The sequence below is a fragment of the Ignavibacteriota bacterium genome (genome assembly GCA_019637995.1).
Classification (GTDB): Bacteria; Bacteroidota; Ignavibacteria; order Kapaibacteriales; family UBA2268; genus JANJTB01.
The window spans coordinates 318420-330769 of sequence record JAHBUQ010000003.1; the positions used below are offsets into that span (position 1 = coordinate 318420).

General features: G+C 33.7%; 15 protein-coding genes. 7 read left to right on the plus strand and 8 right to left on the minus strand.

The window, feature by feature from the left end; genetic code table 11:
- Nucleotides 1–16 precede the first annotated feature (16 nt).
- A complete protein-coding gene (locus KF896_13430) occupies nucleotides 17–403 on the minus strand; it encodes a DUF302 domain-containing protein (GenBank protein ID MBX3044710.1) in 387 nt (128 codons plus the stop codon).
- A 250-nt stretch (nucleotides 404–653) separates the two neighbouring features.
- Here KF896_13430 and KF896_13435 point away from each other — a divergent pair, with 250 nt between their 5' ends.
- On the plus strand, nucleotides 654–980 hold the full coding sequence (locus KF896_13435) for an ATP-dependent Clp protease adaptor ClpS (GenBank protein MBX3044711.1): 327 nt from the start codon (nucleotides 654–656) through the stop codon (nucleotides 978–980).
- A gap of 5 nt (nucleotides 981–985) precedes the next feature.
- Here the strand turns inward: KF896_13435 and lysA are convergent, their stop codons facing one another.
- The 4 genes from lysA to prmA form a co-directional block, all read right to left on the minus strand.
- A complete protein-coding gene (gene lysA / locus KF896_13440) occupies nucleotides 986–2209 on the minus strand; it encodes a diaminopimelate decarboxylase (GenBank protein MBX3044712.1) in 1224 nt (407 codons plus the stop codon).
- Between the two features lie 3 nt (nucleotides 2210–2212).
- On the minus strand, nucleotides 2213–3589 hold the full coding sequence (lysC, locus tag KF896_13445; GenBank protein MBX3044713.1) for a lysine-sensitive aspartokinase 3: 1377 nt from the start codon (nucleotides 3587–3589) through the stop codon (nucleotides 2213–2215).
- Between the two features lie 65 nt (nucleotides 3590–3654).
- Entirely contained in the window at nucleotides 3655–4566 is a 912-nt protein-coding gene (locus tag KF896_13450) for a hypothetical protein (protein ID MBX3044714.1), read from the minus strand.
- On the minus strand, nucleotides 4559–5419 hold the full coding sequence (gene prmA / locus KF896_13455) for a 50S ribosomal protein L11 methyltransferase (protein MBX3044715.1): 861 nt from the start codon (nucleotides 5417–5419) through the stop codon (nucleotides 4559–4561). The genes KF896_13450 and prmA overlap by 8 nt, the downstream gene beginning before the upstream one ends.
- Before the next feature lie 86 nt (nucleotides 5420–5505).
- Between prmA and KF896_13460 the strand changes: the two genes are divergently transcribed.
- The 3 genes from KF896_13460 to KF896_13470 all read left to right on the plus strand — a co-directional run bounded on the left by KF896_13460 (nucleotide 5506) and on the right by KF896_13470 (nucleotide 7097).
- Nucleotides 5506–6033, plus strand: a complete 528-nt coding sequence (locus KF896_13460) for an HAD-IIIA family hydrolase (GenBank protein MBX3044716.1) — start codon at nucleotides 5506–5508, stop codon at nucleotides 6031–6033.
- A gap of 14 nt (nucleotides 6034–6047) precedes the next feature.
- Nucleotides 6048–6461, plus strand: a complete 414-nt coding sequence (locus KF896_13465) for a YtxH domain-containing protein (GenBank protein MBX3044717.1) — start codon at nucleotides 6048–6050, stop codon at nucleotides 6459–6461.
- Between the two features lie 165 nt (nucleotides 6462–6626).
- Complete coding sequence (locus KF896_13470; protein MBX3044718.1) at nucleotides 6627–7097, plus strand: hypothetical protein; 471 nt, start codon at nucleotides 6627–6629, stop codon at nucleotides 7095–7097.
- A gap of 50 nt (nucleotides 7098–7147) precedes the next feature.
- Here KF896_13470 and KF896_13475 read toward each other — a convergent pair whose 3' ends face one another.
- From KF896_13475 to KF896_13485, 3 genes are all read right to left on the minus strand, one after another.
- Nucleotides 7148–7618, minus strand: a complete 471-nt coding sequence (locus KF896_13475) for a hypothetical protein (protein ID MBX3044719.1) — start codon at nucleotides 7616–7618, stop codon at nucleotides 7148–7150.
- A gap of 127 nt (nucleotides 7619–7745) precedes the next feature.
- The gene (locus tag KF896_13480; GenBank protein ID MBX3044720.1) at nucleotides 7746–8525 is read right to left on the minus strand and encodes an ABC transporter permease; all 780 of its coding nucleotides are present in this window, start codon (nucleotides 8523–8525) and stop codon (nucleotides 7746–7748) included.
- A 69-nt stretch (nucleotides 8526–8594) separates the two neighbouring features.
- Nucleotides 8595–9827 carry a response regulator gene (locus tag KF896_13485; GenBank protein ID MBX3044721.1) on the minus strand — a complete coding sequence of 411 codons (1233 nt, stop codon included), beginning with the start codon at nucleotides 9825–9827 and terminating at the stop codon, nucleotides 8595–8597.
- A 196-nt stretch (nucleotides 9828–10023) separates the two neighbouring features.
- Between KF896_13485 and KF896_13490 the strand changes: the two genes are divergently transcribed.
- Genes KF896_13490 through amrB form a run of 3 tightly spaced genes read left to right on the plus strand, consistent with a single transcriptional unit; the run spans nucleotide 10024 to nucleotide 12349 of the window.
- Complete coding sequence (locus tag KF896_13490) at nucleotides 10024–10863, plus strand: 2,3,4,5-tetrahydropyridine-2,6-dicarboxylate N-succinyltransferase (GenBank protein ID MBX3044722.1); 840 nt, start codon at nucleotides 10024–10026, stop codon at nucleotides 10861–10863.
- Between the two features lie 6 nt (nucleotides 10864–10869).
- Nucleotides 10870–11136, plus strand: coding sequence for a hypothetical protein (locus tag KF896_13495; protein MBX3044723.1), 267 nt, complete (start codon nucleotides 10870–10872; stop codon nucleotides 11134–11136).
- Nucleotides 11108–12349, plus strand: coding sequence for an AmmeMemoRadiSam system protein B (gene amrB, locus KF896_13500; GenBank protein MBX3044724.1), 1242 nt, complete (start codon nucleotides 11108–11110; stop codon nucleotides 12347–12349). The genes KF896_13495 and amrB overlap by 29 nt, the downstream gene beginning before the upstream one ends.
- Nucleotide 12350: the final 1 nt, after the last annotated feature.

The following is a 12350-nucleotide window of genomic DNA, read 5'->3' on the forward strand; positions in this document are numbered from 1 at the left end:
CCAATTAAACTTTTGGCTATTCGCTAACTTCTTTAAGTATATTTTCCATATCACGGAATGCATCTGTCATAACTTCCTGAATTATACCTCCGGCTTGCCCGGCCATTGCTTCAGCATTCATTCTCGAAAAATATGTTTTTCCATCTGATTTTTCATAAACGGAAATTCTGCATGGCATTGTGTTTGAAGCAATTCTCTCATCGTCTTGAGATAATATTTTGTAAGCATGGTTTGGATTGCATGTTTCAATTACTTTCACGCTTCTAACATCTTTACCATTTTTTTTCATAGTTTCCTGCAAATCATGAACTGTTATTACTTTCCAGCCATTTTCAGCTATAAGCGTGCTGATTTGCTCTACAGTTTCTTCAAAATTAAGCTTACTGCGATTTTCGATAAACATTTTTGACTCTCCTGATTGTGCAAAATTATTAAATACTTGTAAAAATAATCCAAAAAATAGAATTACTATAAATTTCATTTATTTCTCCTTTATATTACCAAATAGCAATATTGACGACTAAAGTATATTTTAATGTAAATTAAATTAAAAAAGTCTGAAAGAAGAAATTTTCAAAATTCTTTAGCAATATTTTTTTAGAAAATTTGTTATTACATATAAAAATGAAAATCACTAAAATATTGAATATTCTATGATTGATAAAGATTTAAATTTTCTTAAAAATATTGATTTGACAAACACTTCAACTTTAGAAGAGGTTGATGAAGAGATTGATGTAACAGATGATATAGTAAATGCCTGTAAAGTTCTTTTATTTAATGATGAGTGGCATACTTTTGATGAAGTAATATATCAGATAATAAAGGCAGTCAGATGCACTTATCATCATGCTGAGACGCTTACATATGAGGTACACGAGAAAGGAAAGGCACTTGTATTTTCAGGCGATTTGTCAGAGTGCCTCAAAGTTAGTGGCGTGCTCGAAGAAATCGCCCTTCATACACAAATTGAAATGTAAATAATTTATATTTCGTAATATCTTATCATATCATCGAAAGTTTCTCTTCTTCGTATAAGCTCGACTTTAGATCCACTGACCATAATTTCAGCAGGTCTTGGGCGATTGTTATAATTTGATGACATTACAAATCCATAAGCTCCGGTATCTCTGATTATTACGTAATCTCCTTCTTCGACAGCAGGAAGAAATATATTCTTTGCAAAAATATCTGAATTTTCGCAAATCTGACCGCATAAATTTACATTCCATTCAGGGATATCTTTTCCGTAAACATAGGTTCTGTGTTTTGCGCCATAGAGAGCAGGTCTTATAAGGGTACTCATACCTGCATCCACACCAACAAAATGTTTGTATGAGTGCTTGATACCTGTTACTTTTGAAATAAGCCATCCTGCATTACCAATTAAATATCTGCCCGGTTCCATAAGAAGTTCAGGCTGTCCAAATCCATATTTTTCACACTTTTCGATGAAAATCTCAGTTACAAGCTTTGCTGTTAATTCTATATCGAGAGACTGGTCATCGTCTTCGTAAGGAATACCAAAACCACCACCAATATCCACATACTCAGGAACAGTGCCAAGTTTCTCAAAAATACCTGCTGCTATCATCATCAGCTTTTCCACTACCTGAGCAAAATAATATGGCTCTAAATTATTCGAGCCTGTCATCATGTGAATACCAAATCGCGTAAAACCCTTATCTTTCGCATTTTGATAAGCATGATATGCCTTTTCATAAGGTACACCGAATTTAGCATCTGTACCGCCTGTTGTAATTCCTTCGTAACCACCTTTACCAATTCCTGGATTGATTCTGAAAGAAATGATTTCAGGTTTATACATTTTAATCATTCTGTCAAATGATGTAACATCATCAAGATTTACTTTGATATTATAATCAGTCATATAGCTGAAATCGCTGAGACTTTCGTAGTTTCCGGTATATAATATTCTTTCATCAGGAAATCCTGTACGTTTTGCAAGTAAAAGTTCGAACGGAGATGAGCAGTCAGCTCCGCATCCAATATCATTGAAAACTTGCAATACATTAATATTGCTGTTAGCTTTAACACTAAAATGAACTTTAGTTTTTTCGTAATATTTTTTAAAACTTGATAGCAGTTTATTGTAGTTGTCCTGAATTATATTTTTATCATATACATAAAGCGGTGTGCCATAGTCGAGTGCAAGTTCTTTTATATCGAAATTACCTATTTTTTCCATAATTTAATTATCCTCATTTAATTTAACAAATAAATCAGGTAGATTTTCATTTTCAAAAAATTCTTTGTGAAGTAGTTTTACTGATTTTTCTAAATCCTTTTCAGAAACAACAATACTGAGATTGATTTCTGAAGCTCCCATACTTATCATATAAATATTTACACCATTTAAAGCAACAAAAAACCTTGAAGCTATTCCTGCAGTATCTCTTATTCCTTCGCCTACCACGGAAATTATTGCTCTTCCTTTGTAAACATCAGTAGTTGCAAAGTGACTTAAATCTTTTATAATATTATCAAGATTGCCATCATTATCAATTGTAAGAGATATACTTACCTCAGAAGTAGTCACCAGGTCTACAGAAGTTTCATTCAAGAGAAAGACATCAAACACTTTAGCCAAAAAACCGTAAGCTCCCAACATTCGATTTGAAGTAACATTTATAATTGTAATATTTTTTCTGAATGCAATTGCTTTAATGATATTAGAATATGGAGAATCTTCAGTGATTAAGGTTCCATTTCCATTCGGCTTGAATGAATTAAGTACATAAACCGGAATTTTAGCATTAATTGCAGGATAAATTGTCTTTGGATGCAGTACTTTGGCTCCAAAATAAGCAAGTTCTGCAGCTTCCAGATATGAAATTTCCCGGAGAAGCATTGCATTTTGAATCATTCTTGGGTCAGAAGTCAATATTCCATCAACATCTGTCCATATTTCAAGAACATCAGCTCCGAGCGACTGAGCTATAATTGCTGCTGAGTAATCAGATCCACCTCGCCCGAGAGTTGTCTGATTACCGTTTTTATCTTCAGCAATGAATCCACCGCAGATAGCTACATCAAATTTTGATGTTTTATCAAGAAAATTATTTACCTGCTTGTTTGTCTGTTCAATATCAACTTCTGCATTTGTGAAATTGCTGTCAGTTTGGATTAATTTCCCTGAATCAATATGAATTACATTATCTATAATATTTTTTGCATATTCAGCTACAATAAAAGAAGATAAAATCTCTCCCGATGCTAAAATCATATCCTTTGATTTGGAGGAAACTTCGCCTATGATATCCAGAGCGTAAACTATTTTGCTCAAATTATCACAGACAGTATTGATTTTATGTGCTACATTAATAGTAATTCCTAAGTCATCGGAAGCTAATAAATGTCGCATTTTTATGCTACCAATTATATCATTTGCGGTATCATATTGATGCATATGGATAGAATCAATCAACTCAACCAGACTATTAGTAATGCCTGCAAATGCAGATACAACTACAATTGACTGCTTCCTGCGTGATTTAACTATTGATACGGTTCTTTTGATGGCTTCAGCATCTTTGACTGATGTGCCACCAAACTTCATTACTATCATAAACTTTATAAATTCTTAATTTGTAAATTAGAATAAACTACAAAAATAATCAATTCAAGTCAATTTCAGAAATGTTTGTTAAAATAATCTACAAGGATGCCGTATCTCAATCCTTTTGAGCTGACAACTATTTCCTGTATTTTAAAATATCTTACTATTGTCCTCATAATAAGTGATCCGGCAAGAATCAAGTCGGCTCTTCTCGGATGAACGCCGAATTTTTTAATTATATCCTCTACTGTACAACTATGATACAGTTCAAAAATTCGTTCGATTTCTTCATCGGTTAAGATATGCCGGTCAACTTTATCCACTTCGTGGTCTGCAAGCCCAAGAGCAGTTGTTGCAAGTGTAGTTGCGGTTCCTGCCACAGCATATACTTTTTCAATTTTTTCGAAAGATTTTATTTCAGAAAGCATATACAGAAGTTCTTGTTCAGCAATTTCGATACTGGAATCTTCGGGAGGATGAGAAGAAGAAAAAAATCTCTCAGTCATCCTCACAGCTCCCATCTGAAGGCTGAATTTATCATGAATTGCTCGATTTTGACCAAGAATTAGTTCAGTGCTGCCACCACCTATATCAATCACAAGTGCTTTACTATCGCAAGTTACTGTACCCAAATAGCTAAGCTCAGCCTCTCTGATACCGGGAATCACCTGAATCTCTGTTCCAAGAGATTTATTCAGAGCTTTGATTGCCTGATTTGAATTTTGAGCATCTCGAAGTGCTGATGTACCGACTGCAAGTATTTTTTTTACATTCAGCTTATCACAGATTTGTTTATTTTCTGCAAGAATTTCTGCCGTTCTTTCAATTGCATTTTCACTTATTATACCGGTTTTATCCAGTGATTCTCCTAATCTTGCCACAGCAAAATTTTCTTTAATTTTTTTTATTCTTTTATTTTGATATTCAGCAATAAGCATCAATACAGTATTTGTTCCAATATCAATTCCGGCAACTCTCTCAATCATTTTTGTCTCCAATTTTGAAGTGGAATGCAGCCCATTCATCTTCAGTAAGTTTATTTATAAGCTTTAAATTGTGCTTTTCAGCTTCTTTTAATAGAATTTTTTCATCATAAATCATAATGCCGGAAATCAACAAATCTCCATCATGCTTTTCGATAGATTTTTTGAATTTTTCTAATGATGGTACAGCCAAATTTAAAAATATATTTGCAGCTATACCATTAGTATCATACAGGTTAGAAGAATCAATATCAGCAAGTTCAAGGCTAATATTACTTTTGACATTATTTTTTTCGATATTTTCAACAGCATTTTCTATAGACCATTCATTATTATCAAAAGCATAAATGCTTTTAGCGCCGAGCTTTGATGCAAGTATTGCAAGAACACCCGTACCAGTTCCGACATCAATCCAGTCAGAGCCGGGCATGACAAGATTTTCCATTAGTTTACACATTAATCTTGTCGTTGTATGGTGACCTGTACCGAAACTCATTTTCGGGTCAATTATGATTTTGATTTCATTATTAAATTCACTAGCGTGATGAGTCGGGGTTATAACAATTTTTTCTGACACAATAACAGGTTGAACGTGCCGCTCCCATTCTTCGTTCCAGTTTTTATCGGAAATTTTTTCAATTGATATTATTTCAGATTCGATACCCAATTCATTCAGTGAATTTAGAATATCATCTGTATCAAGCTTTTCAAATTCTGCTATATCAAATGTAACTGTAAGTTCATCAATGCCTTCTTCGATACCGCAAAAGTCATAATCCTGAAATACAGCCATGGATAAATCAAAGTATTCTTCCAATATTTTGATTTTAATGTTAATATAATCATGTTTTACCAATTTTCCATCCAATAATTTTAAGTCTAATACTTTTATATAATTAGTTGTGTGCTAAAATAAGAAATAATTTTCAGTTAATTTTATAAATGGTTAAAGACGCCCTTATATCGCAAAAATTATCAAAGATTAAACTTCTTGCTATGGACGTAGATGGTACATTGACAGATTCTGCTATGTATTACTCCCAAAATGGCGAAGAGCTTAAAAGATTTACAACACGCGATGGTATGGGTATCACGCTTCTTCATAAGGCAGGTATCAAAACCGCAATTATCACAAGCGAAAATTCAGCTATAGTATCAGCTAGAGCAAAAAAATTATCAATCGGACATGTTATATTGGGTTCGAAGGATAAATCATCTGCAATCAGGCAGATATCCGCTGATACACAAATTTCTCTTGATGAAATTGCATTTATAGGTGATGATGTCAATGATGAGCATATAATGAAACTTGTTGGAGTTTCGGCTTGCCCATCGGATGCAGTAGAGGTTATTTTAAAAACAGCTGATATAATATGTAGTAAAAAAGGCGGTTACGGTGCAGTCAGAGAGTTTTCAGAAATGATACTGAGGGCACAGGACAAACCGATTTATATTCAAGAACAATGGTAATGGAGGATTTAGATATGACAAATTCAAATGAACAAGGAAATTTCGCACGCGGTTTTATTATCGGTGCAGTTGCAGGCGGGTTAGCAGGTGCAATAGCTGCATTGCTTATGGCTCCTAAAACAGGTGCAGAACTTCGCAAGGATATAGCTGACACATCAGTTGACTTGTATGACAAAGCTCAGGACTATTTTAAACATGTTGAAGAAGATGTTGCAAATATGGTCAGTGAAGGTAGAAATAAGGCTTCAACAATTTATGATAGCGCCAAAACTAAAGCTGAAGGTTTGCTTCACGATGCTGAAAATGTATTGAAAGATGCAAGATTTAAAGCTTCGCAAACTAAAGAGCAAATTCAGAATCGTATTGACCATATTAGAGATGCGGCTAAAGCCGGTGGCGATGCTTTCAAAGAAGAGCTTAATTCATAATTAATTTCTGTAAGACTGCTCTTTCGATTTTTTAGTCAAAATGAGCGAAGACAAATTCTGCTACAAGTCGTATTTCTTCTTCGCTCAATGTTGACTAATCTAAAATTATTTTATTAAGATGCAGCTATTTTTTTGAATATTAACCCTATAAGGAGTTGGTTTATAATGATTATTGCAATTCAAGTATTAGGCATAATTGCACTCCTTTCATTTATTTTTTTGGCGTTTGTAGCAGTTTCGGCTTTATCACAAATGAAACAAACCGTTGAAAATGCTGACAAAAAAATAGACAAGTTGACACGAGATTTTGAGGAAATCAAGTCCAGAACAAATTTAGCACTTGAGTCTGTTATTGAGCTTAAATCTGAACTGAGCACAACCCTAACAGGAATAAATGTAATCAGCACAAAAATTTTAGGCTCAATTGATAATTTTAATGATATGAGCATTCAAATAACTTCATCTATTAATTCATTGCATCAAACCGGAAGCAAAATTGTTGATTTAATAGAACCTATGGAAACTGTCATACAATCAGCATTTGTAAAAGTTATGCCTTCATTAAATGCTGCATCAAGATTAATCTCTGCAATATCTAAAGGCTTTAATGCATTTTCCGGAAAAATTAAATCCTGATAAATAAAAAAACAGCAAGATGTTTTAACTTGTCTTGCTGTTTTTATTACTTAATCTCCTTTGAAAAAATACTCGCTTAAGTCATCAAATTTAATATTAGTTACAATCCAATCTTTTTCTGGGGATTTATAAAAAGTGAATATCCATCTCACAGGAAAATTTCCGTGAAGACCAAGATATCTCAATCTGATGTAAGATGAAGTAGCTATTTCTGCGCTTACAGCCTCATAACCGCTCAACTTACCGTAAATATTAAATGCTCTGTTGGTTTGAGAATGAAGATTATCTAAATCTGCTTTTTGGCGACTTATCGGACTTGAAGAAAGAATATTGTCATAAGCTTTTTTGACATCATCTTTCATAAGCTGTCCAAAAAATACTTCTACACGCGTTTTCAAAATTTGAGGGACTTCAAGAAATGAAGTTGGTTCTTTTGCTCTTTGGGCTGAAGGAAGTCCGTCCTGAGCATTTACCAGAGTAAAACTCAAAAGACATAATAAAAATATGTATAAAAATTTCATTTTAATATTCTTTGTTATTATGGGTAAAAATAATTATGTAAAATTACTAAAAAAATAATTAAATAAAAAATATTATCGTTATTATTTAATAGTGTATTTGATTTTTTTAATCAATAAATAATTAAAGTTACCAAAGATATCCGAATAAGGCATCAATAATCAGTATTGCAGCTGCAGAAAGAGTAAAGGAACGTACAGTACTTTTACCAACACCTTCAGCACCACCCGTAGTAGAAAAACCTACATGGACACCAATTAAAGCTGTAACACTTCCAAACACCAGTGATTTAGTCAATCCAAGCATAATATCCTCAACAGCGAAAAATCGCTGCACAGAATCAAAAAATATCCAAAAACTGAAGTCAAATTTAATTGATGTCAGCACATAACCGCCAATAAGTGCAACCACATTTGAAAAAACAGCAAGCACAGGCATCATAATCAAAGTTGCAATTGCTCGTGGCATACCGAGATAACGATTTCTGTCAATAGCCATCATTTCGATTGCATCAATCTGCTCGGTAACTTGCATCGTACCAAGCTGTGCAGCCATTGAGGCGCCTACTCTGCCGGCTATTACAAGTGCAGTCAATACAGGAGTAAGTTCGGTAAATACCACTGTAGCAATTGAACTGCCTATAAATGGCTTGGCAATGCCTACTAAATTAAATTTATCAAAAAGGTTTGTTGCTTGAAGTGCAGCAATAGCACCGGTAAATGATCCGATTAATATCACAAGTGGAAGGGAATCAGAACCGACAATTGCCATCTGGTCAATTACAAGTTTTCTGTCCTTAATAACACGCGGAAAATATCTGGTGACTCTGGCTGCAAGTAATATAATCTGACCAAATTCACGGAAAAAATTTAATACTTTCCTTCCAACAAAAGCAAATATATTTAGCATTTAGTTATGGATACTTTAAAAAAATAGTAACGCTGAATGTGCAATAGTATTGATTTGTAATGTAAATAATTACTTGGAGGGGGATATTGGTATTGATTCAATTTTAATAAAAATATGCCCCAAATATGCCTCAGCCGATTTAGCTTCCTGAATTTTTTTGATTGCATCATCGTCAAGTTTTGCACCCTCGTTTAAAAGTTTTAATCCGGACACTGTAACTATGCTTCTTGAAGTTATCATTCCTTTGGAAAGAACAAAAGGATTGACAACCGCTTCTGTTGCTCTTTTTGCCTGATTTGAAAGGGTGTTGAGATAACCAAGATATTGCTCGTAAAAAGCCAGTACCCTGAAATCATAAACACGATTAATCTCGCCCCACATCAAAGGAATAATTTTATCAACATTCCTTGGGTTCCTGGCATAATAAGATTCAAAATCAATAGCTGCTCTTAAAATTCTTGAGCCAAGAGGAATTGCCCAAGCCTTTACTTTTTCAGGAATGCCCGAACCATCGAAATTTTCATAAACGCTTCTTAATATTTTCTGAACATCTTCGAAACCGCGAAAACCTGTAAAGAGCTTATCAACAAACTCAACATAGTTCGCCATAATTTGATTCTGAACAATTCCATTTATCATAACCGGCATTTCTACATACTTATCTCTGAACAAGCCCTTAGGCAAATAACATAGCTCGGCTGCTTTGATAATTGCAGCTATCTCTTCTTCATCATTTGTAAGCTGTTTGGCTATGAACTTACAAGCTGATACTATTCTTGCAATTTCACTATCCTTCTCACCTGTGCGTACAGATTGAATATACTGAAAAAATTCCTGTAGCCTTTGAGCTAAAGGTTCGAATTCAGCTAATAAATTATTATAATCTTCTTCAAGTTTGGCATTTTTATTTTGAAGGTTTAAGAACCTGGATGTATTCTTGAGCTTTAAAATAAACTGGTCCAATGATACCGGTTTTTGCATAAAATCATCTACGCCGGTTTGAACAGACTTAACGAGAATTTCGCGATCAGTGTTAGCAGACATCATTATAAAATATGTATCTCTAAGACCTTCAACACTTCTGATTTTCTTTAGAAGTTGAAGACCATTAATACCCTGAATATCATACTCACAAATTATTACTGCATCAAGCTTTTCTTTCTCCAATGATTTATATGCTGAAAAGCCATCATTAAAGCGTTTAACATACATTGTTGGAAATACTTTTGTAATAAGACTTTGTAAAATTTCAGAAGTCTGCTCGGAATCATCTATTATATAAAATACTAATCTTTTGCTCATATTGTGTGCCGGAAAAGATATAATCAAAAAAAACAAAATTACGTAGAAAACAACTTACAAAATTAAGTATAATTACGGATATATTCAAATTATAACTTTATTTTTTTCATAAATTATATTATTGATTCCATATTGCATTTTGAATAAAACATAATTTAATAAAAATAGTCTTTAATATTTTTTAATTAAAATGAATATGAATAACGAAGTATTAATTGCTCAAATCGAAAAACTCTATAACAAGCAAACTGAGTTGTCACAACCTCAGATAGAGTATCTAATCAAAAGTTTTATCAATAGTCTTAATAATGGTGAAATCAGGGCTGCCGAGCCGGATGGAAACGGAAACTGGACTGTAAATTTATGGGTAAAGCAAGGTATATTGCTGATATTCAGATATAGCAGTATGGTGGATATGTCCCTTGGCTCAATGAAATTCTTCGACAAAGAGGCTCTGACTTTAAGAGATTTCACGCTTGATGATGGTGTAAGAATTGTGCCCGGTGGCTCCGGAATTCGTTCGGGTGCTTATATTGCTCCCGGTGTAATTTGTATGCCTCCAATGTATATAAATATTGGATCTTATGTAGATAAAGGCTCGATGATAGACTCTCACGCTTTGGTCGGCACTTGCGCCCAGATTGGCAAAAATGTGCATATTTCCGCTGCTGCACAGGTTGGTGGTGTGCTCGAACCGGCAGGGGCTAGACCCGTGATTATCGAAGACAACGTTATGATTGGTGGTAATTGCGGCATTTATGAAGGTGTAATGGTTCGGGAAAGAGCCGTTTTAGGCTCAGGTGTTATTCTCACTGCATCAACAAAAGTTTATGATTTGGTTAATGAAACTGTGATTACTTCAACTCCCGATAATCCTCTTGTGATTCCTCCTTCAGCGGTTGTGGTGCCCGGAGCAAGGACGATAAATTCAGATTTCGGTAAAGAGAATGGTTTATCAATTTCCACTCCGGTGATTGTTAAATACCGTGACGATAAAACCGATGCAAGAACTGCATTGAACTTCGACTTAAGGTAATATTATATGTTAAATGAATATAAAAATATTGATGTTTCCAAAACATTGAGCATTCAGGAAAATTTAAGAAAATCAATTGTTGTAACAACCGGTTCATCATTAATTGCAGCATTTATTTTCTTGTTTGTATATGTAATTACTAAAAATATTTGGATGCTTTCTCTTGGAATTATTTTAGCTATATCGGGATTTGCATTTATGTTTGTAATCAAAAATCTACAGAAAAAATATGCTGATATTTTGAATGATGAAAAGGGCAGCAGAAATGCCTGAGGAATTAATTCCCACACTTCGGAATAATTTACAGCTCCTCTTGATGGAGGAGGATGGACAAAGATTTGTGTTGATGAATGACAATCATGGATATGCCGAAGATGAAATTGCCGTTTCAATTGAGTTTTATAATCTTTTAATTTCACTCGGCGGCAAAACAAAATATTCTGATTTGGGTGAGAAACTGAAAATTAATGACTTAATGATTCTAAATCAAATCTTACAAAATATTAAAGATCTCGACGAAATGGGTTTTTTAAACAGCTCATCATTCAAAATCAAAAAAAGTCAAATTGACCAAGGGTATTTTGAGCTTGTTGACAGACCCTATGTATGCGCTCAAAATTCTTATCCCGAAGATGTCGGTGAGTTAAATAATTTTCTTGCTCAAATTTTCAATTCTACAAATTCTGAATCATCCAAATCAAATAGCTCTGCAATCATAGTACCTCATATAGATTTAAAACTAAGCGATATTTGCAGTAAAATTTATTCATCAGGATATCATTCGGCAAGAGAAACCGATTTCGACTTACTGGTAGTTCTTGGAACAGCTCACTATGATTCATCTGATTTACTTATGCCGACAAAGAAAAACTATAAAACTCCACTTGGAACTGCAAAAACTGATACTGATATTCTCGAACTTTGGGAAAGTCATTTAGGTGATAAATTGCCATATAATGACCTGGCACATAAGCCTGAACATTCGATTGAATATCAAATTCTGCTAAGTCAGTATTATTTTATAAATCGCAATTTTACAGTTCTTCCAATTCTTGTTGGTTCTTTTGGTGAGTTTGTTTATTACAACTCTGTACCTGAAAGTTCTGAAGATTTCAGAAAATTAATAAGTTCGCTAAAACTTGCAATTGAGGAATCCGGCAGAAAGGCATTATTTATAGCAAGTGTTGATTTTGCTCATATTGGCAGAAAGTTCGGTGATGATTATGATGCAGAGCCAATACTTGATTCATTGAAAAATGAAGACAAAATATTGATTGATGCATTGACCAATTTAGACAAACACCGCTTTTTTCGTAAAATTTCTGAAGATAATGACAAATACAGAATTTGCGGAACATCACCTATATACAGCCTGATGAGTCTTAAGGATTTCAAAAGATGCGAATTCCTTGATTATGCTCAGTGGAATGAAACTCAGACTAAATCAGCAGTATCTTTTGCTTCATTAGCATTATTTGATGATTAAA